Source organism: Pseudomonas sp. NFX15, assembly GCF_049132105.1.
In the GTDB taxonomy this organism is placed as follows: domain Bacteria; phylum Pseudomonadota; class Gammaproteobacteria; order Pseudomonadales; family Pseudomonadaceae; genus Aquipseudomonas.
This window is the reverse complement of sequence record NZ_JAFMPV010000023.1, coordinates 51,330-74,883: the sequence shown is the minus strand read 5'-3', so window position 1 is coordinate 74,883 and position 23,554 is coordinate 51,330. Positions and strand designations below refer to the sequence as shown.

At 61.5% G+C, this 23,554-nt stretch carries 20 protein-coding genes; 13 read left to right on the top strand and 7 right to left on the bottom strand.

Annotation, left to right across the window (positions count from 1 at the left end; translation table 11 throughout):
• The first annotated feature begins 96 nt into the window (after positions 1-96).
• The 7 genes from paaK to paaZ all read left to right on the top strand — a co-directional run bounded on the left by paaK (position 97) and on the right by paaZ (position 7,813).
• Positions 97-1,422, top strand: a complete 1,326-nt coding sequence (gene paaK / locus J1D76_RS21495; protein ID WP_421140359.1) for a phenylacetate--CoA ligase PaaK — start codon at positions 97-99, stop codon at positions 1,420-1,422.
• A gap of 351 nt (positions 1,423-1,773) precedes the next feature.
• Complete coding sequence (gene paaA / locus J1D76_RS21490; protein WP_421140358.1) at positions 1,774-2,763, top strand: 1,2-phenylacetyl-CoA epoxidase subunit PaaA; 990 nt, start codon at positions 1,774-1,776, stop codon at positions 2,761-2,763.
• Positions 2,764-2,889: 126 nt separating this feature from the next.
• The gene (paaB, locus tag J1D76_RS21485) at positions 2,890-3,171 is read left to right on the top strand and encodes a 1,2-phenylacetyl-CoA epoxidase subunit PaaB (RefSeq protein WP_007943393.1); all 282 of its coding nucleotides are present in this window, start codon (positions 2,890-2,892) and stop codon (positions 3,169-3,171) included.
• A gap of 8 nt (positions 3,172-3,179) precedes the next feature.
• Complete coding sequence (paaC, locus tag J1D76_RS21480) at positions 3,180-3,941, top strand: 1,2-phenylacetyl-CoA epoxidase subunit PaaC (protein ID WP_421140357.1); 762 nt, start codon at positions 3,180-3,182, stop codon at positions 3,939-3,941.
• On the top strand, positions 3,928-4,461 hold the full coding sequence (gene paaD / locus J1D76_RS21475) for a 1,2-phenylacetyl-CoA epoxidase subunit PaaD (protein ID WP_421140356.1): 534 nt from the start codon (positions 3,928-3,930) through the stop codon (positions 4,459-4,461). Before paaC ends, paaD begins: the two co-directional genes overlap by 14 nt.
• A 34-nt stretch (positions 4,462-4,495) precedes the next feature.
• Positions 4,496-5,572, top strand: coding sequence for a 1,2-phenylacetyl-CoA epoxidase subunit PaaE (gene paaE / locus J1D76_RS21470; protein ID WP_421140355.1), 1,077 nt, complete (start codon positions 4,496-4,498; stop codon positions 5,570-5,572).
• A 186-nt stretch (positions 5,573-5,758) separates the two neighbouring features.
• On the top strand, positions 5,759-7,813 hold the full coding sequence (gene paaZ, locus J1D76_RS21465; protein WP_421140354.1) for a phenylacetic acid degradation bifunctional protein PaaZ: 2,055 nt from the start codon (positions 5,759-5,761) through the stop codon (positions 7,811-7,813).
• Between the two features lie 226 nt (positions 7,814-8,039).
• Here paaZ and J1D76_RS21460 read toward each other — a convergent pair whose 3' ends face one another.
• The 3 genes from J1D76_RS21460 to J1D76_RS21450 are packed head-to-tail and all read right to left on the bottom strand — an operon-like array spanning position 8,040 to position 11,526.
• Positions 8,040-8,948 carry a helix-turn-helix domain-containing protein gene (locus J1D76_RS21460; RefSeq protein WP_421140353.1) on the bottom strand — a complete coding sequence of 303 codons (909 nt, stop codon included), beginning with the start codon at positions 8,946-8,948 and terminating at the stop codon, positions 8,040-8,042.
• A complete protein-coding gene (locus J1D76_RS21455; protein WP_421140352.1) occupies positions 8,945-10,363 on the bottom strand; it encodes an aminotransferase in 1,419 nt (472 codons plus the stop codon). Before J1D76_RS21455 ends, J1D76_RS21460 begins: the two co-directional genes overlap by 4 nt.
• A gap of 56 nt (positions 10,364-10,419) precedes the next feature.
• The gene (locus J1D76_RS21450; RefSeq protein ID WP_421140351.1) at positions 10,420-11,526 is read right to left on the bottom strand and encodes a polyamine ABC transporter substrate-binding protein; all 1,107 of its coding nucleotides are present in this window, start codon (positions 11,524-11,526) and stop codon (positions 10,420-10,422) included.
• A 208-nt stretch (positions 11,527-11,734) separates the two neighbouring features.
• Between J1D76_RS21450 and J1D76_RS21445 the strand changes: the two genes are divergently transcribed.
• From J1D76_RS21445 to J1D76_RS21430, 4 genes are all read left to right on the top strand, one after another.
• Complete coding sequence (locus J1D76_RS21445; protein WP_421140350.1) at positions 11,735-12,517, top strand: enoyl-CoA hydratase-related protein; 783 nt, start codon at positions 11,735-11,737, stop codon at positions 12,515-12,517.
• On the top strand, positions 12,514-13,695 hold the full coding sequence (locus tag J1D76_RS21440; RefSeq protein ID WP_421140349.1) for an acetyl-CoA C-acyltransferase family protein: 1,182 nt from the start codon (positions 12,514-12,516) through the stop codon (positions 13,693-13,695). Before J1D76_RS21445 ends, J1D76_RS21440 begins: the two co-directional genes overlap by 4 nt.
• Positions 13,696-14,154: 459 nt before the next feature.
• Positions 14,155-15,276: an HlyD family secretion protein gene (locus tag J1D76_RS21435; protein WP_421140348.1), complete on the top strand. Its 1,122-nt coding sequence runs from the start codon at positions 14,155-14,157 to the stop codon at positions 15,274-15,276.
• Positions 15,273-16,865 carry a DHA2 family efflux MFS transporter permease subunit gene (locus tag J1D76_RS21430; protein ID WP_421140347.1) on the top strand — a complete coding sequence of 531 codons (1,593 nt, stop codon included), beginning with the start codon at positions 15,273-15,275 and terminating at the stop codon, positions 16,863-16,865. The genes J1D76_RS21435 and J1D76_RS21430 overlap by 4 nt, the downstream gene beginning before the upstream one ends.
• A 12-nt stretch (positions 16,866-16,877) precedes the next feature.
• On the opposite strand, the gene J1D76_RS21425 is transcribed toward J1D76_RS21430, so the two are convergent.
• The 3 genes from J1D76_RS21425 to J1D76_RS21415 form a co-directional block, all read right to left on the bottom strand.
• Positions 16,878-17,318: a carboxymuconolactone decarboxylase family protein gene (locus tag J1D76_RS21425; RefSeq protein WP_421140346.1), complete on the bottom strand. Its 441-nt coding sequence runs from the start codon at positions 17,316-17,318 to the stop codon at positions 16,878-16,880.
• Between the two features lie 143 nt (positions 17,319-17,461).
• The gene (locus tag J1D76_RS21420; protein WP_421140345.1) at positions 17,462-18,904 is read right to left on the bottom strand and encodes a mechanosensitive ion channel domain-containing protein; all 1,443 of its coding nucleotides are present in this window, start codon (positions 18,902-18,904) and stop codon (positions 17,462-17,464) included.
• 170 nt (positions 18,905-19,074) lie between these two features.
• Positions 19,075-19,839 (bottom strand): GntR family transcriptional regulator, encoded by a 765-nt coding sequence (locus J1D76_RS21415; RefSeq protein ID WP_421140344.1) that lies wholly within the window; start codon positions 19,837-19,839, stop codon positions 19,075-19,077.
• A 348-nt stretch (positions 19,840-20,187) separates the two neighbouring features.
• Here J1D76_RS21415 and J1D76_RS21410 point away from each other — a divergent pair, with 348 nt between their 5' ends.
• Positions 20,188-21,378, top strand: coding sequence for a benzoate/H(+) symporter BenE family transporter (locus J1D76_RS21410; RefSeq protein WP_421140343.1), 1,191 nt, complete (start codon positions 20,188-20,190; stop codon positions 21,376-21,378).
• Between the two features lie 82 nt (positions 21,379-21,460).
• On the opposite strand, the gene J1D76_RS21405 is transcribed toward J1D76_RS21410, so the two are convergent.
• The gene (locus J1D76_RS21405) at positions 21,461-21,802 is read right to left on the bottom strand and encodes a YggL family protein (protein WP_421140342.1); all 342 of its coding nucleotides are present in this window, start codon (positions 21,800-21,802) and stop codon (positions 21,461-21,463) included.
• A 233-nt stretch (positions 21,803-22,035) separates the two neighbouring features.
• On the opposite strand from J1D76_RS21405, the gene dacB reads away from it, so the two are divergent.
• Complete coding sequence (dacB, locus tag J1D76_RS21400) at positions 22,036-23,496, top strand: D-alanyl-D-alanine carboxypeptidase/D-alanyl-D-alanine endopeptidase (protein ID WP_421140341.1); 1,461 nt, start codon at positions 22,036-22,038, stop codon at positions 23,494-23,496.
• The last annotated feature ends 58 nt before the right edge of the window (positions 23,497-23,554 follow it).

Sequence of the window (23,554 nt, the reverse complement as noted above, 5' to 3'; positions counted from 1 at the left end):
ATCGCGATTCCCAAGGAGCCGAAGGGTATCCTTGGGGCATGCACTCAAAGCCCCTGCGCGCAGGGGCTGGAACACAAAAACAATTCGAGTGAACACATGAACATGCCCATTGCCCAAGCCGTGTTGAACCCTGTGCTGGACCCGCTGGAAACCGCCAGCGTCGACGAGTTGCGCCAGCATCAGCTGGAGCGCCTGCGCTGGAGCCTGAACCACGCCTACAACAACGTGCCGCTGTACCGTCAGCGCTTCGATGCGCTGGGCGTGCACCCGGACGACATCAAGTCCCTCGACGACCTGGCGAAGTTCCCCTTCACCACCAAGTCCGACCTGCGCGACAACTACCCCTACGGCATGTTTGCCGTGCCGATGAACGACATCGTGCGCCTGCACGCGTCGAGCGGCACCACCGGTAAACCGACCGTGGTCGGCTACACCCAGAACGACATCGACACCTGGGCCAACGTGGTGGCGCGCTCGATCCGCGCCGCCGGCGGCCGGCGTGGCGACAAGGTGCACATTTCCTATGGCTACGGCCTGTTCACCGGCGGCCTCGGCGCGCACTACGGTGCCGAACGCCTGGGTTGCACGGTCATCCCGATGTCTGGCGGCCAGACCGAGAAACAAGTGCAACTGATCAAGGATTTCCAGCCGGACATCATCATGGTCACGCCGTCGTACATGCTCAACATCGCCGATGAAATCGAGCGCCAGGGCATCGACCCGCACAAGCTGGCCCTGCGCCTGGGCATCTTCGGCGCCGAGCCGTGGACCGCCGAACTGCGCGGCGCCATCGAGGCGCGCATGGGCATCACCGCACTGGACATCTACGGTCTGTCGGAAATCATGGGCCCGGGCGTGGCGATGGAGTGCGCCGAAACCAAAGACGGCCCGACCATCTGGGAAGACCACTTCTACCCGGAAATCATCGACCCGATGACTGGTGAAGTGCTGCCGGACGGGCAGATGGGTGAACTGGTGTTCACCTCATTGAGCAAAGAAGCCCTGCCGATGATCCGCTACCGCACCCGCGACCTGACGCGGCTGCTGCCGGGTACGGCGCGGCCGATGCGCCGCATCGACAAGATCACCGGGCGCAGCGACGACATGCTGATCATCCGCGGGGTCAACGTGTTCCCGACGCAGATCGAGGAACAGGTGCTGAAAGTCAAACAACTTGCCGAGTGCTACGAGATCCATCTGTATCGCAATGGCAACCTGGACAGCGTTGATGTGCATGTCGAATTGAAGGCGGAGCACCAGCACCTGAGCGATGAACAGCAGAAGGCTGTTTGTGGCGAGCTGAGCAAGCACATCAAGACGTACATCGGGATCAGTACACGGATCGTTTTACAGCCTTTCCATTCGATCAAACGCTCGGAAGGCAAGGCTTGCCACGTATTGGATAACCGTCCTAAAGCATGACTGCTGCACCCTTTATGGCCCCGCTAAATGCGGGGTTTTTTTTGCGCCTACGGTGCACACCCACCCGCTTTCCTGTGGGAGCGAGCCTGCTCGCGAATAGGCCGGCACTTCCAGCATTGATGCTGGCTGACAGGCCGCCTTCGCTGGCAAGCCAGCTCCTACAGGGGTTGGGGGTTTCCGCAACAGCTTGGTCGACTGTCAGGCTCGCTCCTACGGGTATCTGTTACCGAAGAAACCGCCAAAGCGATACCAAAAATAAATACGACACGTCATTTTGTGTTTGATATTAATTTCTGTATCGCTTATAAAGTTCTCCATGCCTCAGAACAGATTCAAGGCGGGAGAACAAAAATGTACGCACAGCTCGTAGAAACCGGTGTCAAGCGCATCAAGGACCTGTCGGAGATGTCCGAACAGGAACGCGCCTTCCAGGAAAAAATCGATTCAGAAATAAAGATCGAAGCCAAGAACTGGATGCCAGATGCCTACCGCCAGACACTGATCCGGCAGATTTCCCAGCATGCCCATTCCGAAATCGTCGGCATGCTGCCCGAAGGCAACTGGGTCACCCGCGCGCCGTCGCTCAAACGCAAACTGCAACTGATGGCCAAGATCCAGGACGAAGCCGGTCACGGCCTGTACCTGTACAGCGCCATGGAAACCCTGGGCGCCGACCGCGACGAAGAAATCGCCAAGCTGCACAGCGGCAAGGCCAAGTATTCGAGCATCTTCAATTATCCGACGCTGAACTGGGCCGATATGGGCGCGGTGGGCTGGCTGGTCGATGGCGCGGCGATCGTCAACCAGGTGGTGCTGCAACGCACCTCCTACGGCCCGTATTCGCGGGCGATGGTGCGCATCTGCAAGGAAGAGAGCTTCCACCAGCGCCAGGGCTACGAAATCCTCCTGACCATGATGCGCCACGGCAACCAGGCGCAAAAAGACATGGTCCAGGACGCGATCAACCGCCTGTGGTGGCCGTCGCTGATGATGTTTGGCCCAAGCGATGAACACTCGCCGAACAGTGCCCAGTCCATGGCCTGGAAAATCAAGCGCCAGAGCAACGACGAACTGCGCCAGCGCTTCATCGACCAGACCATCCCGCAACTGGAACTGCTGGGCTGCACCTGCCCCGACCCGGACCTGAAGTGGAATGCCGAGCGCGGTCACTACGACTTCGGCGAGATCCAGTGGAACGAATTCTACGAAGTGCTCAAGGGCAACGGCCCGTGCAACGTCGAACGCGTCGCCGCCCGCCGCAAGGCGATGGAAGACGGCGCCTGGGTTCGTGAGGCCGCCGTCGCCCACGCCCGTAAAAAACAAAACAAGAACGCCGCCTGATCCGGCCCAACAAACCGTGTAGGAACTGGCTTGCCAGCGAAGGCGGCCTCCAGAGTAGCGGCGATTTCACTGTCGTCTTCGCTGGCAAGCCAGCTCCTACAAAGCAACCGATGTGGAGTGAATGTCATGTCCGAGTGGACCCTCTTCGAAGTTTTCGTGCGCAGCAAGCACGGCCTGAACCACAAGCATGTCGGCAGCGTGCATGCCGCCGACACCACCATGGCCATCGAGAACGCGCGCGAGCTCTACACCCGTCGCAGCGAAGGCGTGAGCCTGTGGGTGGTGCCATCGGCATTGATCACCGCGTCGTCGCCGGATGAGAAAGACCCGCTGTTCGACCCGTCGGACGACAAGGTTTATCGCCACGCCAGCTTCTACGAGCTGCCGGCCGAAGTCGGGCACATGTGAGGTCGACCATGAATAACAAGACCGATTTGATCGAATACCTGCTGCGCCTCGGCGACAGTGCCCTGATCCAGGGCCAGCGCCTGTGCCAATGGTGCGGCAAGGCCCCGGCACTGGAAGAAGAGCTGGCGCTGATGAACGTCGGCCTCGACCTGGTGGGCCAGGCGCGCCACTGGCTGGAATACGCCGCCGAACTGCTGGACGACGGCCGCGATGCCGATCACCTGGCGTTCCGCCGTGACGAGCGCGCCTACCGCAACCTGCTGCTGGTGGAACAACCCAACGGTGACTTCGCGGTGACCATGCTCAAGCAGTTCCTCTATGACGCCTGGCATTTGCCGGTGTTGCAGGGCCTGAGCCAGTCCAGCGACGAGCGCATTGCCGGCATCGCCGCCAAAGCGGTGAAGGAAGTGACTTATCACCTGCGCCGCTCCGGCGAATGGATCGAGCGTATGGGTGACGGCACCGAAGAAAGCCACAAGCGTATGCTCGCGGCGATTCCGGAAGTCTGGCGTTTCACCATCGAGCTCATCGCTACCGACGACAGCGAACAGCGCCTGTGCGAAGCCGGCATTACCCCGGACATCGCCAGCGTCGCCGCACAGTGGCAGGCCAGGGTCGAAGCGATTTTCGCCAGCGCCACCCTGCCCGTCCCGGCCGCCGCCAACTACTTCTACCTCAATGCCCGTCGCGGCCTGCACAGCGAACACCTGGGCATTTTGCTGGCGGAAATGCAGTGCCTGCCACGAGCGTACCCCGATGCAACCTGGTGATCTGATCGCCAGCGACCTCGGCGCCCGGCCGGCTCAACCGACCGACCTCGCCGCCGCGTGGGCGATCCTGTCCGAAGTCATGGACCCGGAAGTGCCGGTGGTCAGCGTCGTCGACCTGGGCATCGTCCGCGACCTGGACTGGCAGGCCGGTCACCTTCACGTGGTGGTCACGCCGACCTACTCCGGTTGCCCGGCCACCGAAGTGATCGAGAGCGACATCCGCGACGCACTGGAACTGGCCGGATTCAAGGCGCCACAGCTTGAGCGCAAATTGACCCCGGCGTGGACCACCGACTGGATCAGCGACAGCGGTCGCGAACGCCTGCGCGCCTACGGCATCGCGCCGCCGGAGGGCAGCACCAGCAAGCGCAGCCTGCTCGGCGAAAGCCCGTTGGTTGCCTGCCCGCAATGCGGCAGCGCTCACACCGAGGTGCTCAGCGAGTTCGGCTCCACCGCGTGCAAGGCCCTGTACCGCTGCGTCGATTGCCGGGAACCGTTCGACTATTTCAAGTGCATCTGAGCGGCGCATCGGCCGTCCCAGCTGGAGAACAACAATGAGCAAATTTCACAGCCTGACCATCAAGGACGTGCGCGCCGAGACCCGTGACGCGGTGTCCATCGCCTTCGACATTCCGCAAGACCTGCAAGACAGCTTTCACTTCACCCAGGGCCAGCACCTGGTGATGCGCACCCACCTGGACGGCGAAGAAGTCCGCCGCTCGTATTCGATCTGCACCGGTGTCAACGACGGTGAACTGCGTGTCGCGGTCAAGCGTGTCGCAGGTGGACGCTTCTCGGCGTTTGCCAACGAACAGCTGAAAGCCGGGCACACCCTGGAAGTCATGCCACCGGCCGGGCACTTCTGCGTCGAACTCGACCCGGCGCGCCATGGCAATTACCTGGCCGTGGCGGCGGGCAGCGGTATCACGCCGATCCTGTCGATCATCAAGACCACCCTGGAAACCGAGCCCCACAGCCGCGTCACCCTGCTGTACGGCAATCGCTCCAGCTCCGGCGCGCTGTTTCGCGAACAACTGGAAGACTTGAAAAACCGCTACCTGCAACGCCTGAACCTGATCTTCGTGTTCAGCCGCGAGCAGCAGGACGTCGATCTGTACAACGGCCGGATCAACGCCGAGAAATGCGAGCAACTGTTCAGCCGCTGGCTCGATGTGAAAGCGATGGACGCCGCGTTCATCTGCGGCCCGCAGGAAATGACCGAGACCGTGCGCGACAGCCTCAAGGCCAAAGGCATGGCCACTGATCGCATCCACTTCGAGCTGTTCGCCGCCGCCGGCAGCGAGCAGAAACGCGCCGCTCGCGAAGCGGCACGCCAGGTCGATGCGGCGGTCAGCCAGATCACCGTGATCAGCGACGGCCGCGCCCTGGCGTTCGACTTGCCACGCAACAGCCTGAGCATCCTCGACGCGGGTAACGAGCAAGGCGCCGAACTGCCCTACTCGTGCAAGGCCGGCGTGTGCTCGACCTGCAAGTGCAAGGTCATCGAAGGCGAAGTGGAGATGGACAGCAACCACGCCCTGGAAGACTACGAAGTGGCCGCCGGTTATGTGCTGTCGTGCCAGGCCTTCCCGATCAGCGACAAGGTGGTGCTGGACTTCGACCAGCTCTAACAAAGCGAACACACAACCTGTAGGAGCTGGCTTGCCAGCGAAGGCGACCTCAAGAGTGACGGTGCTTTCACTGACGTCATCGCTGGCAAGCCAGCGCCTACAGGGAAGTGGGCCAGTCTGCCGGGGCAGAAGTTTCCCACCCGGCGCCGGCGTCCACCTACATCCTTAATTCTATGGAGCCTCCCGATGTCCCAAGCCCCTACCCTGCAAAGCTTCATCGCCGGTCGCTGGATCGGCCAACACGGCGCACAAATCCTGCGCAGCGCCATCGACGGTCATGAAATCGCCCGTACCCATGAAGAGCGCCCGGACTTCGCCGAAGCCATCGAGCACGGCCGTCGCCAAGGCATCAGTGGCTTGATGGCGCTCGACTTCCAGCAGCGCGCCCAGCGTCTCAAGGCCCTGGCCCTGTACCTGAGCGAGCGCAAGGAACAGCTCTACGCGATTTCCCACCACAGCGGCGCGACCCGTGCCGACAGCTGGATCGACATCGAAGGCGGCAACAGCACGCTCTTCACCTACGCCAGCCTCGGCTCGCGCGAGTTGCCATCGGGCAACGTCGTCCATGAAGGCCCGGCAATGCAGCTGAGCAAGATGGGCACCTTCGCCGGCACCCACATCCTGGTGCCTCGCGGTGGCCTGGCGGTGCACATCAACGCCTTCAACTTCCCGATCTGGGGCATGTTGGAGAAATTCGCGCCGAGCTTCCTCGCCGGCATGCCGTGCATCGTCAAACCGGCCAGCGCCACCAGTTACCTGACCGAAGCCGTGGTGCGCTTGATGGATGAATCGGGCCTGCTGCCAGCGGGCAGCCTGCAACTGATCATCGGCAGCACCGGCGACCTGCTCGACCGCCTGCAAGGCCAGGACGTGGTGACCTTCACCGGTTCCGCCAACACCGCGGCCAAGCTGCGGGTCAACCCGAACCTGATCCGCAACTCGGTGCCGTTCAACGCCGAGGCCGACTCGCTGAACTGCGCGATCCTCGCCCCGGACGTAACCCCGGATGACGAAGAGTTCGAGCTGTTCATCAAGGAAGTGGCCCGTGAAATGACCACCAAGGCCGGGCAGAAATGCACCGCCATCCGCCGCGCCATTGTCCCGGCCCAGCACATCGATGCGGTCGCCACGCGGCTGCGCGATCGTCTGGCCAAAGTCGTGGTTGGCGACCCGTCGGTGGAAGGCGTGCGCATGGGTGCGCTGGCCTCTCACGACCAACAGAAAGACGTGGCCGAGCGTCTGGAAGCCCTGTTGCAGAGCAGCGACCTGCTGTTCGGCGCCCGCGACGGTTTCGAACCCCGTGGTGTAAATGTCGACAAAGGCGCGTTCTTCGCACCGACGCTGTTACAGGCCCGCGATCCGCATGCCGAGGGCGGCGCCCATGACATCGAAGCGTTCGGTCCGGTCAGCACCCTGATGGCCTACGACGACCTCGACGAAGCGCTGGCCCTGGCCGCTCGCGGTAAAGGCAGCCTGGTGGCCAGCCTGGTGACCAAGGATCCGCAAATCGCCGCCAAAGCCATTCCGGTCGCAGCAGCCTTGCACGGGCGTCTGCTGGTGCTGGATCGCCATTGCGCGGGCGAATCCACCGGCCACGGCTCGCCGCTGCCACAACTCAAGCACGGCGGTCCGGGTCGTGCCGGTGGCGGTGAAGAGCTCGGCGGCTTGCGCGCAGTCAAGCACTACCTGCAACGCGCGGCGGTACAAGGTTCGCCGACCATGCTAGCGGCGGTCACCGGCGAGTTCGTGCGCGGCGCCAAGGTCATCGAGACCGACGTGCACCCGTTCCGTCGCTACTTCCAGGACCTGCAGATCGGCGAGTCGCTGCTGACTCACCGCCGCACCGTCACCGAGGCAGACCTGGTGAACTTCGGCTGCCTGTCGGGCGACCACTTCTACATGCACTTCGACGACATCGCCGCCAAGGAATCGCAATTCGGCAAGCGTATCGCCCACGGTTACTTTGTGTTGTCGGCCGCGGCCGGGCTCTTTGTATCCCCGGGTGTTGGTCCAGTGCTGGCCAACTACGGCCTTGACACCCTGCGCTTCATCAACCCGGTGGGCATCGGCGACACCATCCAGGCGCGCCTGACGTGCAAACGCAAGATCGACCAGGGCAAGAAGAGCCCGCAAGGCATCCCGCAAGGGGTGGTGGCGTGGGATGTGGAAGTGACCAACCAGCTCGGCGAACTGGTGGCCAGTTATGACATTTTGACCTTGGTGGTTAAGCGCGAGGATTGATCCTCATCCGGCATCTCTGTGGGACGTACTGGCCTCTTCGCGGGCAAGCCCGCTCCCACAGGGTTTTCGGTCGGATACAAAATCTGCGGCATCCACAAATCACGGTAGGAGCAAGCTTGCTCGCGATGGTCGTGAACGATGGCACGCGTTTTCTGGATTAACGCGGTGCTCTCGGGTTTTTGGCGAGCAGGCTCGCTCCCACAGGGTTATGGGTAATCCTGAAAAGTCAGTGCTTGCGCAACCACTCGATAAACAGCGCAAACAGTTCCGACTGCGAACTCACTTCCAGTTTCAGGTACAGGTTCTTGCGGTGCATGCGCACGGTCTCTGGCGAGATGCTCATCTGGCTCGCCGTGGATTTCACCGAGTGCCCACGCAAGATCATGTGCGCCACTTCCCGCTCGCGTTCGGTGAGCAAATCACTGCCGAAATGCTCGAACGCCGCCTGCACCCGGTGCTTGAGATCATCACGCAGGCCCTGCTCTTTATCGCACTGGATCTCGTGACTGCGCAGCATCCCGCGTTGGCTGAATTCGTTGATGAACTCACGCACCAACGGCTCTACGGCGCGTAGCAGATTCAGTTGATCGGCGCTCAGGCATTCGCCGCCAAACCCCTGATAGAGGCTGACGGAAATCTTCGTGTCATTGCCGATGTCGACGATGTAGTAGCTGTCTTCCGAACAGCCCGCCTTCAGGTAATAGGCTTTGTAGTAGTCGCTGTCGAAGAAATTGTCCGGGGCGATTTCCTCCAGGTGATAGAAGCCTTGCGCCAACCCCTGCTCCACCGCCAGGCAGAACGGGTCGAGCATATACCCTCCGGAAAAATAACGCTCCAGCATCGAGACCTGATACTCCTGGGCAATCCCGCGCTGATGCAGCAACTGCGGTGCGCGGTCCTTGCGCTCCAGGCTGATCATCATCGACTCCACGGACACCAGCTGCGCCAGCGCCGACGCCAGGTGTTGCAAGGCGTCAGGCTCATCGACATGGGCGAATGCCTCGCGCATTCCCCCATGCCATTTGTGCAACGCCCCGAAGGGCATCGCGATCAGCGTATCGTCGTCTGGTTTGCTCATGCCCCGCAGTCTAGCGGCTGAACAAGCCCTTGGTAACAGCCTGACTGATGAAATCATTGGCCCGCGTACTGTCCGCTCGCTTCAAGCTCGGCGGCCACTTCCAGAATGCACACACGCAAGGTCTCGACGATTTCATCGACCTGGGCAAACGTCAGGATCAACGGCGGCGACATGACGTTGAGGTGCATGATCGGCCGCACCAGTAAGCCCCGGGCTTGCGCTCGAGAGTGAATCATTTCGCCGATGTTGATCTCGTCGGCAAACAATTGTTTGGTGCGTTTGTCCGCCACGAACTCCACGCAGGCCATCAACTTCAAGCAGCGCACATCGCCCACCAGCGGCAGGTCGCGCAGAGTCGCCAGGCGTTCTTCCAGATAAGCGCCCACCGTGTCGACATGCGCCAGCAGGTTTTCCCGCTCGATGATCTCGATGTTCTTCAGCGCCGCCGTGCAGCACACCGGGTGCCCGCTGTAAGTAAAGCCGTGGGTGAAGCAGCGGCCCTTGCCCGGCTCGGCGATGACCTTCCAGATGCGGTCGGAAAAGATGCACGCGCCCAGCGGCAGGTACGCCGAAGTCAGGCCCTTGGCGGTGGTGATGATGTCCGGCTGCACATCAAACACATCATAAGAGGCGAAGAACTTGCCCAGGCGTCCGAACGAGGTCACCACCTCGTCGGCGACGAACAGGATGTCGTAGCGTTGGCACACCTCCCACATGCGCTTGAGATAGCCGCGAGGCGGAATGATCACCCCGCCGGAGCCCATGATCGGCTCGGCGAAAAACCCGGCGACTTTGTCCGCGCCAATCGAGAGGATCTTGTCTTCGAACTCCTTGACCAGGAACTCCAAAAACTGAGCCTCGTCCATGCCGTCCGGCGCACGGTACGGGTTCGGGTTGGAGACGTGGTGGATCAGCGGGTTGGCGTAGTCGAATTCCGGCACCCGGTCGGCGGCCTTGTTGCCGATCGACATGGTCAGTGTGGTGGAGCCGTGATAGGCGTTGAACCGCGCGATGACGTGCTTCTTCTCAGGCAGGCCACGACAGTTCTGGTAGTACTGGATCAGCCGGTAGGCGGTGTCCACGGCGGTAGAGCCGCCGGTAGTCAGGAACACATGGTCGAGATCGCCCGGCGCCAGGCTGGCGAGTTTTTCGCACAGCTCGATGGCCACGTTGTTCGACATGTCGCAGAAAGGATTGGAGTAGGCCAGCTGACGCACCTGGTCGGCGATGGCCTCGGCCATTTCCTCGCGGCCCAGGCCGATGTTGGTGCACCACATGCCGCCCACCGCATCGAGAAAGCGGTTGCCCTGGGTGTCGTAGATGTAGGCACCTGTGCCTGCGACGATGTTCAACGAGCCTTGTTCGGCGTGTTCGTCGAACACGTGGTAGCCGTGCATGTGGTGGGCCTTGTCGGCCTTGACCAGCCGGGACTCATCCGCTGGCGAAAAAACGCTGCGTGTTGGGGTCGCCATAAAAAACCTCTAACCAATTTAACTAACGATCGAAAGACGTCGGGGGTGCGTCAGTGTCAGATGCCGCTTTTTACCGTGCTCCAGACACGGGTAATCGCTCGCATGTCCTTGGCGTCCTGGGTTTTCTGCGGGAACAGGCGTTCGCGGGTTTGTGCATCGGGGTAAATCGCCGGGTTGTCGCGCACTTCGGCGTTCAACAACGGTGTGGCTGCGGCGTTGCTGTTGGCGTAGTTGATGAAATCACTGACGTCGGCCATCACTTGCGGCTGCATCAGGTACTCCAGGAACTTGTGTGCGTTGGCGACGTGGGTCGCATCGGCCGGGATGTACATGTTGTCAAACCAGATCAGCGAACCTTCCTTGGGAATGAAGTACGCCAGGTTGATCTGCTTCTTGGCTTCCTGGGCGCGGGCCATCGCCGTGGCGTAGTCGCCGGACCAGGTCATGGCCATGCACACGTCGCCGTTGGGCAGGCTGGTCAGGTAATTGACCGAGTCGAATTTGCGGATGTATGGCCGTACCGACAACAGCAAGTCCTGCGCGGCTTTCAAGTCCGCCGGCGCGGCACTGCGCGGGTCGCGGCCCAGGTAGGTCAGGGCCATCGGGATGACTTCGGTCGGCGCATCGAGCAGGGTCACGCCGCAGTCGGCGAAGCGCGAGACGATCTTCGGGTCGAAGATCATCGCCAGCGAACCGATCGGTGCGTCCGGCATGCGTTCCTTGATCTTGTCGACGTTGTAGGTCACGCCGTTGCTGCCCCAGGTGTAAGGCGCCGAGTATTGGGTGCCAGGGTCGTAGCCTTGCAGGTCCTCGATGATCTGCGGGTCGAGGTTGGTCCAGCCCGGCAGCTGTTTTTTGTCCAGCGGCTGGAACACCTTGGCCTTGATCAGCGGCGGCGCCAGAGAGGCGTTCAACACGATCAGGTCGTAACCGGAATGGCCGGTGAGCAGCTTGGCCTGTACCGTTTCATAGGAATCGAAGGTGTCGTAGACCACTTTGATACCGGTGGCCTTTTCGAAATCGGCGATGGTTTTTTCGCCGATGTAATCCGCCCAGTTATAGAGCCGCAGCGTGTTGCTGTCGTCCACTTGAGCGGCATAGGCGTTGAAGGTCAGCGGTACAACAAACAGACTGGAAATCACCTTAAGCAGCGTCTTGCCCATAGCAAATGCACCTTATAGCGAGTTCGGCTCTGGATGAGCGGATGCCGCCACTATTGGACGATTCGCCAAGCCGGGCCATACCCCGAATGGGTGTGTGTCGTTTTTGGAGCATTGGCATGGCAAAAAGCGGCAGCGCAGTTGACCCGTTTTGCCATAGATCAGGGTTTGTCCGGCGCTTAAAGTGGCAGCCTGAACCGAGGAGCCTGTGATGACAGACCTGATCAAACACGAGTTGAAGGAGGGCGTGCTGACGCTGACCATCGACCGTCCCGACAAGCTCAACGCGCTGAACAACGCCATGTACACGCGCCTGGCCGACCTGTTGCTGGCCGCCGACGAAAACGAGCACACTGGCGTGATCATCCTCACCGGTGGCCCGGCGTGCTTCACCAGCGGCAATGACCTGGTGGATTTCCTCCAGCACCCGCCGACGCACCTCGATGCCCCGGCGTTCCGCTTGATGAAAGTCGTCATCCATCTGCAAAAGCCGCTGGTCGCGGCCGTCTGCGGGGCGGCCATCGGCATCGGCACTACATTGCTGCTGCATTGCGACCAGGTACTGGTCACCCGCAATGCCAAGTTGCGCATGCCGTTCGTCAACATCGGCCTGTGCCCTGAGTTCGGCGCCAGCCTGCTGCTGCCACGTCGCCTCGGTCACGCCCGCGCCGCGAGTTTGCTGCTGTTGGGCAACGGCCTGGACGGCAATGACGCGGTGAACTGGGGCATTGCCAATGAAGCCTTCGACGATGGCGAACAATGCCTGGCGGCGGCGACGAAAATCGCCCAGCGCTTGCTGGCCCTGCCGCAGCAAGCCTTGCGCCAGTCCCGGCAATTGATGAAGCAGGCGACGTTGACGGAACTGCAAGCCACGTTGCGCGAAGAAAACACGCTGTTCATTCAGCGCCTGAACACCGACGAGGCGAAAACCGCCTTGAACGCCCTGCTCAATCGCAGTACAGATAAGCATCCACCGAAAGGAAACCAGCCATGAACACTCCAGACATCTACGTCGTCAGCGCCGCCCGTACCGCCATCGGTACCTTCGGCGGTTCGCTCAAGGACGTGCCACTGGCCGACCTCGCGACCACGGCCGTGAAAACTGCCCTGGAACGCGCCGCCGTAGACCCGGCGCTCGTTGGCCACCTGGTGATGGGCAACGTGATCCCGACCGAAACCCGCGATGCCTACATCTCCCGCGTCGCTGCGATGAACGCCGGCATTCCGAAGGAAACCCCGGCCTACAACGTCAACCGCCTGTGCGGTTCGGGCCTGCAAGCGATCATCAATGCCGCCCAGACCCTGATGCTCGGCGATGCCGACATCGTCGTCGGTGCCGGTGCCGAATCCATGAGCCGTGGCCCGTACCTGATGCCGAGCGCCCGTTGGGGTTCGCGCATGGGCAACGCCCAGGTCATCGACTACATGCTCGGCATCCTGCATGACCCGTTCCATGGCATCCACATGGGCATCACCGCCGAGAACGTCGCTGCACGCAACGGCATCACCCGCGAAATGCAGGACGCCCTGGCCCTGGAAGACCAGAAACGCGCCGCCCACGCGATTGCCAACGGCTACTTCAGCGAGCAGATCGCGACCGTGGAAATCCAGGATCGCAAAGGCGTCAAACTGTTCAATGTCGACGAACACCCGCGTGCCACGACCCTGGAACAACTGGCGGCGATGAAGCCGGCGTTCAAGAAGGACGGCTCGGTTACCGCCGGCAACGCCTCGGGCCTCAACGACGGCGCCGCTGCGCTGGTCATGGCCACCGGCACCGCGGTCCAGGCCAACAATCTGAAGCCACTTGCCCGCCTGGTCAGCTACGCCCACGCCGGCGTCGAACCGGAGTTCATGGGCCTGGGCCCGATCCCGGCCACCCGCCTGGCGCTCAAGCGCGCCGGCCTGACCGTCGCCGACCTGGACGTGATCGAAGCCAACATCGCCTTCGCCGCCCAAGCCTGCGCCGTGAGCCAGGAACTGGACCTCGACCCGGCCAAGGTCAACCCGAACGGTTCGGGTATTGCTTTGGGTCACCCGGTGGGCGCGACCGGCGCGATCATCGCCACCAAGGCCATCCACGAACTGCATCGCACCGGCGGCCGTTACGCGCTGGTGACCATGTGCATCGGTGGCGGCCAGGGGATTGCGGCGATTTTTGAACGCGTCTGATCCCAAGCACGCTCTTGTAGGAGCTGGCTTGCCAGCGAAGGCATTCTGTCAGTCACCATCATCGCTGACTGACTCACCGTCTTCGCTGGCAAGCCAGCTCCTACAAGTTGCGCTAGCATCCGGAGACCGAGGCCACGTCCCCTAGATTCCCCCTCAGAACACAAAGCCGTTCCACGCGGCCAGTCACGGAGAAGATCGCTCCATGCACAGGTTGCGCAAGCACCTGAACCGGGGGCCGGAGGACGACTCATGGAACCTCGGCGATCTGAATGGTCAGTTCAACTCAAAACCTGTGCGGGCTTGCCCGCGAAGGCGTCAGATCGAACACCCCATATTTAACTGCCCCCTATCTAGCCAATCACCTGACGACCGGCAGCAAAAATCATTTGCCACAAAATATTACCTGCGTCATATTACGAGCATCATAATCAAGCGCCCGCCCGCGACAGGTATCTCGCCATGACCAGCATGTCCACCGTAGAACCCGACCTGGACACCCCGGTGAAACCGGCCAAGCGTCCCCTGCTCAAGCGCCTGTTGCTGCCCACCGTGGGCATCGCCGCGTTGGTGTTGGCCGGCGTTTACGGGGCGCATTGGTGGACCGCCGGGCGCTTCATCGAGGTAACCGACGACGCCTACATCGGCGGCGACGTGACGGTAATCGGGCCGAAGGTGGCGGGTTATATCGATGAAGTGCTGGTAACCGACAATCAGCCGGTCAAGGCCGGTGACGTGCTGATCCGTCTCGACTCACGCGACTACCGCGCCAACCTGGCAAAGGCCGAAGGCGCAGTGGCCGCCCAGCAAGCCTTGCTGGCCAACCTCGACGCCACCGAACAACTGCAACAGGCCGTGATCGGCCAGGCCCGCGCTGGCATCGAAGCCACCGGTGCCGAAACCTCCCGCTCGCGAGACGACGATGCCCGCTACAAAAAACTGGTGACCACCAACGCCGTCTCGGTGGAAAGTGCCCAACGCGCCAACGCCACGTTCAAGACCGCCCAGGCCCAAAGCAACCGCGCCCAGGCGGAACTGCTGGCCGCGCAACGCCAGTTGAATGTGATCGACACCCAGAAACAACAAGCCCGCGCCGCGCTGATCCAGGCCAAGGCTGAACGTGACCTGGCGCAATTGAATGTCGGCTACACCGAACTGAAAGCCCCGGTCGACGGCGTGATCGGCAATCGCCGGGCGCGGGTCGGTGCTTACGCCCAGGCCGGCTCGCAATTGCTCTCGGTGGTGCCGACCAGCGGACTGTGGGTCGATGCCAACTTCAAGGAAGACCAGCTGGCGCACATGGTGCCGGGGCAACGGGTGGTGATTCGCGCCGACGTGCTGTCGGGCCAGCAATTCCACGGACACCTGGACAGCCTCGCCCCCGCCAGCGGCTCGCAATTCAGCGTGCTGCCACCGGAAAACGCCACCGGCAACTTCACCAAGATCGTGCAGCGGGTGCCGGTACGGATTCACCTCGACCCGGCCGACAGCGTACTCGGCCATCTGCGCCCAGGCCTGTCGGTGACTGCCGAAGTCGACACGCGCAAGGCGCCTGAAACGCCTGCCGTTGCGAGCGCGCCATGAGCCGCGCCCTCGCCGCCCCGGCCCAACCGTTCAATGCCGCGGACATGGCCACGGCGACGAAGGTCTTCGCCTTCGCCAGCATGTGTATCGGCATGTTCATTGCGCTACTGGATATCCAGATTGTCTCGGCTTCGCTGCGAGACATTGGCGGCGGGCTCTCCGCCGGCACCGACGAAACCGCCTGGGTGCAGACCAGCTACCTGATCGCCGAAATCATCGTCATCCCGCTGTCCGGCTGGCTGTCCCGGGTGTTCTCCACCCGCTGGCTGTTTTGCGCCTCGGCCGTTGGCTTCACCCTGACCAGCCTGTTGTGCGGCGTGGCCTGGAACATCCAGAGCATGATCGCCTTCCGCGCTATGCAAGGGTTTCTCGGCGGCTCGATGATTCCGATGGTGTTCACCACGGCGTTCATTTTCTTTACGGGCAAGCAACGGGTAATCGCCGCCGCGACCATCGGTGCCGTGGCTTCGCTGGCACCGACGCTGGGCCCGGTAATCGGCGGCTGGATCACCGACATTTCATCCTGGCACTGGCTGTTCTACATCAACCTGGTACCGGGGATTTTTGTCGCTGTGGCCGTGCCGATGCTGGTGAAAATCGACCAGCCGGAACTGTCGCTGCTCAAAGGCGCGGACTACCTGAGCATGGTGTTTCTGGCGCTGTTCCTCGGCTGCCTGGAATACACCCTCGAAGAAGGCCCGCGCTGGAACTGGTTCAGCGACAGCACGATCCTTACCACTGCCTGGATCAGCGGCCTCGCCGGTCTGGCGTTCATTGGCCGGACCTTGCACGTGGCCAACCCGATCGTCGATCTGCGCGCCCTGAAGGATCGCAATTTCGCCTTGGGCTGTTTTTTCTCGTTCGTCACCGGCATCGGCCTGTTCGCCACGATTTACCTGACGCCGCTGTTCCTCGGTCGGGTGCGTGGCTACGGCGCGCTGGACATTGGCCTGGCGGTTTTTTCCACCGGGGTGTTCCAGATCATGGCGATTCCGCTGTACGCCTTTCTGGCCAACCGTGTCGACCTGCGCTGGATCATGATGACCGGCCTTGGGCTGTTCGCGCTGTCGATGTGGGATTTCAGCCCGATCACCCATGACTGGGGGGCTAAAGAATTGATGCTGCCGCAGGCCTTGCGCGGGATTGCCCAGCAATTGGCGGTGCCGCCCACCGTGACCTTGACCCTCGGCGGCCTGGCGCCGGCGCGGCTCAAGCATGCGTCAGGGTTGTTCAACTTGATGCGAAACCTGGGCGGGGCCATCGGCATCGCGGCGTGTGCGACCATTCTCAATGACCGCACCAACCTGCACTTCACCCGGTTGGCGGAGAACCTCAACAGCACCAACGAGGCGCTCAACCAGTGGCTGTCCCAGGTCGGTAACAACTTCGCCGCCCTCGGCCAGAGCGGTGACGCCGGGGTCACCGCCAGCCTGCACCAGTTATGGCTGCTGACCTACCGCGAAGCCCAGACGCAAACCTATGGCGACGCGTTTTTGATGATCGGGGTGTGCTTCGTCATCGCCACGGCGATGGTGCCCTTGATGCGCAAGGTGCAACCACCGGCCGCGCCGAGTCCGGATGCTCATTGATGCGTTTGCGGGTCAGGCGGCCGGCATTTTGCGAAAGCCAATGGCCAGGCGATTCCAGGCGTTGATGGTGGTGATGGCAACGGTCAGGTCGACCATTTCCCTGGCATCGAACTGGGCGGCGGCCAGTTCGTAGTCTTCGTCCGGCGCGTGGGTCTGGCTGATCAGGGTCAGGGATTCAGTCCAGGCCAGGGCGGCACGTTCACGGTCGGTGAAGAATGGCGTTTCGCGCCACGCCGACAATGTCGCCAGGCGGCGCTCGGATTCCCCGCCCTTGCGCGCATCGGCGCTGTGCATGTCCAGGCAGAAGGCGCAGCCGTTGATTTGCGAAGTGCGCAGCTTGACCAGTTCGATCAGGTTCTTTTCCAGTGGCAGCTTCGATACGGCGGTTTCCAGGGCGATCATCGCTTTGAGGGCGTCAGGGGAAGCGGTGTAGAAATCGATACGGGTTTTCATGGTGTGTTCCAGTGCAAGTGGGTGTGGCGCTACGTTAGTCCCATGACCGGTTTGTACAAATAGCCAATCTTGCAGAAGTCGAGTAGGCCACTGCGCAATCCCTCTTCAGGAACAAGCCTGCTCGTGAACCGCGAAGCGGCCCTTCACGCCCGATTGCGCAACCACTGCAAAAAGCCCTTTTTCTGCACCGCCACCGGCAAATCCTGAGTGAGAATCCTGGCTTTTTGCAGCCGGTAATCGAGCAAGGCCTTCATCGCATCGTTGATGTCGTGACGGGCGTCCAGGCACGGCTTGAGGTAGGATTTTTCGATGCGGTACAGGCCACAAAAAGTCTTGGCGGTAAACTGCGCAGGCAACGCGCTGTCGCTGAGAATACCGGCCTCGCCGATCACCTCCCCCGGCCCCATGCGACCGGATTCGTAAGGCGCTCCGTGACGCATCAGGGTCACCGAGATCACCCCGGATTCGATAATGAACAAGTGATCGCTGACCTCCTGCGCTTCCAGGATCACCTCCCCGGCGCGAAAGGTTTGCAGGGTCATGTTCTGGGCGAATGTATCTTTCTCTTCCTGACGCAACGTGGAGAAAATTGGCGAGCTGTCGAGCAACGCCCGTTTGCGCGTCGACGTGATGAGTGGAGTGGGCTCCACGCTGGACAACAGGTTGACCCCGGACGCCTGCAAGTGCCGATAAGCCAGGTCGTAGAGTTGATTGCGCACCTCGCGTTTCTCGTCCATCGACGCGACGAAACCGCTGATTTCATAGACCGCGCCGGTGTTGCTCGCGGTTTTCAGGCCGACGCTGGGCGACGGCGTATCCAGCAGCGCACGGCAACCCTGCATGGCCCGTTCCAGAGCATCGATCACGGTGTTCGGCCGCGCGTGGGGGCTCACTTCCAGGGAGACGGAAATGCCGAACATGTCGTTCGGCCGGCTGAAATTGATGATCTTGGCCTTGGCGGCCAGCGAGTTGGGAATCACCGCCATGCAGCCCTGGGAGGTTTGCAGGCGAGTGGCGCGCCAGTCGATGTCGGTGACCTTGCCCTCCATACCATCGATGGCGATATAGTCATCGAGTTGATAGGGTTTGGTGGTGTTCAACACGATCCCGGAGAACACATCGCTGAGGGTACTTTGCAACGCCAGACCGACCACGATCGCCAATGCACCGGAGGTCGCCAGCACGCCCTTGACCGGCAGGTCGAGCACATAAGCCAGGGCTGCAATCACCGCGATCAGGAAAATCACCGCGCCGAGCAGATCCTGGAGCAAGCGCCCGGTGTGCCCGACCCGTTGCATCATCACCGCGCCAATCAGCACGGTCAGGGTTCGCGCACCGAACAACCACCAGCCGATCTGCAGCCCGGTCGCCGCCAGGTGCAGCGGCACATTATCGGCCCAGGGTGGCGGCTCCATCGGGTTCAGGCCTTCGTTGAACAGCAGCAGGCTGAACAGCGAAAAAATAACCACCCGCACCAGCAGTCGCCAGCCACTGCCCAGGGCACTGAGCAAGTACCACAACCCCAGATCGATCAGGATCAGCGCCATCGCGCAGATCAACGGGTGTTCGGTGAGCAATGACAGCATCAAGCAACTCCAGCCTGGGCCAAAATGCGAAGATCGCACGGATTGGCCTTAGTGTAGGAGCAATTGGTTTCACGGGGCTAAAGGCATGTCACAAAAACAACGGTGGGAGATTCTATGGTCGAGGGCTTTTCCTCAACCATGGAATCTCCCACATTTTCGATCGTTGGCGATCAGATTTTCGCGGGCGAACGGCCTGGTTTCTTGGTTTGCAGCAAATGCGAGAACACCGCGTGCAAATCATCCGACGCACTTTCTTCGTCGAGGTTGAGTTTGCTGTCGATGTGATCCATGTGGTGCATCATCAGGTTCACCGCCAGCTCACCGTTGCCCGCCTCGATGGCGTCGATCAGTTGGGTGTGTTCGTCGTAGGAACAATGGGAACGGTTGCCGCTTTCGTACTGGGCAATGATCAACGAAGTCTGGGACACCAGGCTGCGCTGGAAACTGATCAACGGCGTGTTTTTCGCCGCTTCGGCCAGCTTCAGGTGGAACTCACCCGACAGGCGGATGCCGGCACCGCGATCGCCACGGGAGAAGCTGTCGCGTTCGTCGTTGACCATCTGCCGCAATTCGGCAATCTGCTCGGCGGTGGCGTGCACGACCGCCAGTTCGGTGATCGCACGTTCGACCAGGCGACGGGCGAAGAACACCTGGCGCGCCTCCTCGACGCTCGGGCTGGCGACTACCGCGCCGCGATTAGGCCGCAACAGCACCACCCCTTCATGGGCCAGGCGCGACAGCGCACGGCGAATGATGGTGCGGCTGACCCCGAAAATTTCCCCCAGCGCTTCTTCGCTCAACTTGGTGCCGGGCGCCAGACGCTGTTCGAGGATGGCCTCGAAGATATGCGCGTAGACAATATCGTCCTGGGTACCGCTGCGGCCGGCTTTGCCTGCTCGCGGTTGTTTCTTTAGGGGCTGCAACTGTTCGTTCATGGGCACTCGAGTCAGGAAAACTGCGGCGAATTGACGATGACTGTAATACGGCACAGTGGGTCGCTGGCAAGTATCGCGTAAAAAACACCGCGATTGTACACAATGGATGGTGGCAACACGACTGTATGGCTGAATGTTGCCTCGGCTGTATCGCAACGTCGGGTTGCTTTTGAGTTTAGGCTTAATCGCGAAATCCGTGGCGAACACATCCCTTGTAGGAGCCGGCTTGCCGGCGAAGGCGTCCTCAGGCTTTGTGCAACCTGTGCGGGCGCCTTCGCTGGCAAGCCAGCGCCTACACAGGGTGCGGGTTTTCGGAAATTTTTTATCCAGATAAGGAACACCTCCGTCATGAATGACGCCACGCACACGCAACTGCACCCCCTGGCCGACACCTCGCCCTCGGCCATCGTCGCCGGGTTCATCGCCATGATGACCGGCTACACCAGTTCCCTGGTGCTGATGTTCCAGGCCGGGCAAGCGGCGGGCCTGAGCAGCGGGCAGATTTCCTCGTGGATCTGGGCGATCTCCATTGGCATGGCGGTGTGCTCCATCGGCCTGTCCCTGCGCTACCGCACGCCGATCACCATTGCCTGGTCGACCCCCGGCGCGGCGTTGCTGATCACCAGCCTGGGCGGCGTGACCTACGGCGAGGCCATCGGTGCCTATATCACCTGCGCGGTACTGGTGACGATTTGCGGGCTGACCGGCAGCTTCGAACGACTGGTAAAAAAGATCCCGGCCTCGCTGGCCGCGGCTTTGCTCGCCGGAATACTGTTCAAGATCGGCAGCGAGATTTTCGTTGCCGCCCAGCATCGCACGGCATTGGTGCTGGGGATGTTTGTCACCTACCTGGTTATCAAGCGCCTGTCGCCGCGCTATGCCGTGTTGGCGGCGTTGTTGGTGGGCACGGCGTTGTCCGGGTTCATGGGGCTGCTGGACTTCAGCGGCTTTCACCTGGAAGTGGCGACGCCGGTCTGGACCACGCCGCATTTCTCCCTGGCGGCAACTATCAGCATCGGCATCCCGCTGTTCGTGGTGGCCATGACCTCGCAAAACATGCCCGGCATCGCCGTGTTGCGCGCCGATGGCTACACGGTGCCTGCTTCGCCGCTGATCACCACCACCGGCATCGCTTCATTGTTGCTGGCGCCGTTCGGCTCCCACGGCATCAACCTGGCGGCCATCAGCGCAGCGATCTGCACCGGGCCGCATGCCCATGAGGATCGCAACAAACGCTACACCGCCGCAGTGTGGTGCGGGATTTTCTACGGGATCGCCGGGGTGTTCGGTGCGACGTTGGCGGCACTGTTTGCCGCGCTGCCTAAAGAGCTGGTGCTGTCGATTGCGGCGCTGGCGTTGTTCGGCTCGATCATCAACGGCCTGAGCATCGCCATGAGCGAAGTAAAGGAACGTGAAGCGGCGCTGATCACCTTCATGGTCACGGCATCGGGGTTGACGCTGTTTTCCATCGGGTCGGCATTCTGGGGGATTGTCGCGGGGGTGTTGACGCTGCTGATTCTGAATTGGCGCAAGGCCTGAAAAGCTTCGCTGGCAAGCCAGCGCCTACACTTAATTGGCAGGCAAAAAAACGGCGACCCTTGGGTCGCCGTTTTTTCTGGAATCAAGCCTTGTTGATCGGCTTTTCCGGGTACCACACGTCCAGCAACGGGCTGACTTCAACGCTGGTCAGCTCGGTGCGGCCTTTGAGCCAGGCTTCAACAGTTGCACGTTGCTCTTCGGAAACCGAGCCACGCTTTTGCAGGCAAACCAGACCGTAGTCGTCGCCGCCAACATAACCCAGACCGTTGGCTTCCATGGCTTCTTTGAGGAACGCGTCGAGGAAAGCATCAATGGCTTCATCAGCCAAATCTTCTTTGAAATCCAGGTTCAGTTCGAAACCCAGCTCTTGAAATTCATCGACGCACAGTTTTTTGCGCAGACGCTGGGAACGGTTAGTCGCCATTGGAACAATCCTCTTAAGTAATAACGGGCGGCACTTTAGCAGTTTAAGCCGCCGCTTGCCTGACTCTCTGGGCAACAACGCTACCGTCGGTAAAAAAAATAGCTGATTAGACGGCCACCGTACGGCACAAGCCGCGACACCTTGGGGCATAATGCCGACACTTTCATGACCATTGAGGGAATTTATCTTCATGCCCTCGTCTTTTTCCCCTCGGCTGTAGGGTTTTATTTCAGATGATTAAATCTTTGCGTCCCTTGTTGCTGGCCAGCCTTCTTTTCCCCCTGGCCCTCCCCGTTTCCGCCGCTGCGATCAATTCCGCGCTGACGCCCAACGTCGAAAAAGCCCTCAAGGCCAGCAAGCTGCAAGACAGCGCCTTGTCGCTGGTGATGATCCCGCTCACCGGTCCCGGCACCCCCACCGTGTTCAACGCCGATGTATCGGTCAACCCCGCCTCGACCATGAAACTGGTCACCACCTACGCGTCCTTGGAAATGCTCGGGCCGAACCATCAGTGGAAAACCGAGTTCTACACCGACGGCACCCTCAGCGGCGGCATTCTCAACGGCAATCTCTACCTCAAGGGTGGCGGCGATCCGAAGCTGAACATGGAAAAACTCTGGCTGCTGATGCGCGACCTGCGCGCCAACGGCGTGACCCAGGTCACTGGCGACCTGGTGCTGGACAAAACCTTCTTCGTGCAACCGCAGTTGCCGGAATTCAATGACGACGGCAACGACGAGAACAAGCCGTTCCTGGTCAAGCCCGATTCGCTGCTGGTCAACCTCAAGGCCCTGCGCTTCGTTGCGCGCAATGACTCGGGCAAGGTGCTGGTCTCGGTCGAGCCGCCGATTGCGAGCATCCGCATCGACAACCAGGTCAAGGCCCTCAACGCCAAGCAATGCACCGGTGGCGTGCGCTACAACCCGGTGCCGCAGGCCGACGGCAGCGTGACCGTAACCGTCGGCGGCCAGTTGGGCGAAGGCTGCAGCTCGCAGACCTACCTGTCGCTGCTCGACCACGCGACCTACACCGCCGGCGCCGTTCGTGCGATCTGGAAAGAACTGGGTGGCAGCATCCAGGGCAAGGATGTGCTGGCGCCAACGCCGAAAGACGCCAAGGTCCTGGCCCGGGCGTTTTCGCCGGACCTGGCGGAAATCATCCGCGACATCAACAAGTACAGTAACAACACCATGGCCCAGCAGTTGTTCCTGAGCCTGGGCCAGCGTTTTCGCACCGATGCCGACGCTGACGACGCCAAGGCTGCGCAGCGCGTGGTGCGTCAGTGGCTGGCGAAAAAGGGCATCACCGCGCCGCACCTGGTAATGGAAAACGGCTCCGGCCTGTCCCGCGCCGAGCGTGTCAGCGCGCGGGAAATGGCCTCGATGCTCGAAGCGGCCTGGCATAGCCCGTATGCCGCCGAGTACATCAGTTCGTTGCCGATTGCCGGCACCGACGGCACCATGCGCAAGCGCCTGAAGACCACGGCGATGCGCGGTGAAGCCCACGTCAAGACCGGCACCCTGAACACCGTGCGGGCGATTGCCGGCTTCAGCCGCGACGTCAACGGCAACACCTGGGTCGTGGTGGCGATCCTCAACGACAAGGCCCCGTTCGGCGCCTCCTCGGTGCTCGACCAGGTGCTGCTGGACCTGTACCGCCAGCCGAAACTGCCGCAGACGGCTTCGGTGTTGTAAGAGGGACCGCGGATTCAACTGGAGCTGGCTTGCCAGCGAAGAGGCCGGCACATCCAGC

Coding starts and splice junctions, on each gene's coding strand:
- J1D76_RS21405 (WP_421140342.1), bottom strand. CDS start 21,802: ATGGCGACTAACCGTTCCCAGCGTCTGCGCAAAAAACTGTGCGTCGAT.
- J1D76_RS21425 (WP_421140346.1), bottom strand. CDS start 17,318: ATGAAAACCCGTATCGATTTCTACACCGCTTCCCCTGACGCCCTCAAA.
- paaZ (WP_421140354.1), top strand. CDS start 5,759: ATGTCCCAAGCCCCTACCCTGCAAAGCTTCATCGCCGGTCGCTGGATC.
- J1D76_RS21430 (WP_421140347.1), top strand. CDS start 15,273: ATGAGCCGCGCCCTCGCCGCCCCGGCCCAACCGTTCAATGCCGCGGAC.
- paaE (WP_421140355.1), top strand. CDS start 4,496: ATGAGCAAATTTCACAGCCTGACCATCAAGGACGTGCGCGCCGAGACC.
- J1D76_RS21435 (WP_421140348.1), top strand. CDS start 14,155: ATGACCAGCATGTCCACCGTAGAACCCGACCTGGACACCCCGGTGAAA.
- paaB (WP_007943393.1), top strand. CDS start 2,890: ATGTCCGAGTGGACCCTCTTCGAAGTTTTCGTGCGCAGCAAGCACGGC.
- J1D76_RS21420 (WP_421140345.1), bottom strand. CDS start 18,904: ATGCTGTCATTGCTCACCGAACACCCGTTGATCTGCGCGATGGCGCTG.
- J1D76_RS21450 (WP_421140351.1), bottom strand. CDS start 11,526: ATGGGCAAGACGCTGCTTAAGGTGATTTCCAGTCTGTTTGTTGTACCG.
- paaA (WP_421140358.1), top strand. CDS start 1,774: ATGTACGCACAGCTCGTAGAAACCGGTGTCAAGCGCATCAAGGACCTG.
- J1D76_RS21440 (WP_421140349.1), top strand. CDS start 12,514: ATGAACACTCCAGACATCTACGTCGTCAGCGCCGCCCGTACCGCCATC.
- dacB (WP_421140341.1), top strand. CDS start 22,036: ATGATTAAATCTTTGCGTCCCTTGTTGCTGGCCAGCCTTCTTTTCCCC.
- J1D76_RS21410 (WP_421140343.1), top strand. CDS start 20,188: ATGAATGACGCCACGCACACGCAACTGCACCCCCTGGCCGACACCTCG.
- paaC (WP_421140357.1), top strand. CDS start 3,180: ATGAATAACAAGACCGATTTGATCGAATACCTGCTGCGCCTCGGCGAC.
- J1D76_RS21455 (WP_421140352.1), bottom strand. CDS start 10,363: ATGGCGACCCCAACACGCAGCGTTTTTTCGCCAGCGGATGAGTCCCGG.
- J1D76_RS21445 (WP_421140350.1), top strand. CDS start 11,735: ATGACAGACCTGATCAAACACGAGTTGAAGGAGGGCGTGCTGACGCTG.
- paaD (WP_421140356.1), top strand. CDS start 3,928: ATGCAACCTGGTGATCTGATCGCCAGCGACCTCGGCGCCCGGCCGGCT.
- J1D76_RS21460 (WP_421140353.1), bottom strand. CDS start 8,948: ATGATTTCATCAGTCAGGCTGTTACCAAGGGCTTGTTCAGCCGCTAGA.
- paaK (WP_421140359.1), top strand. CDS start 97: ATGAACATGCCCATTGCCCAAGCCGTGTTGAACCCTGTGCTGGACCCG.
- J1D76_RS21415 (WP_421140344.1), bottom strand. CDS start 19,839: ATGAACGAACAGTTGCAGCCCCTAAAGAAACAACCGCGAGCAGGCAAA.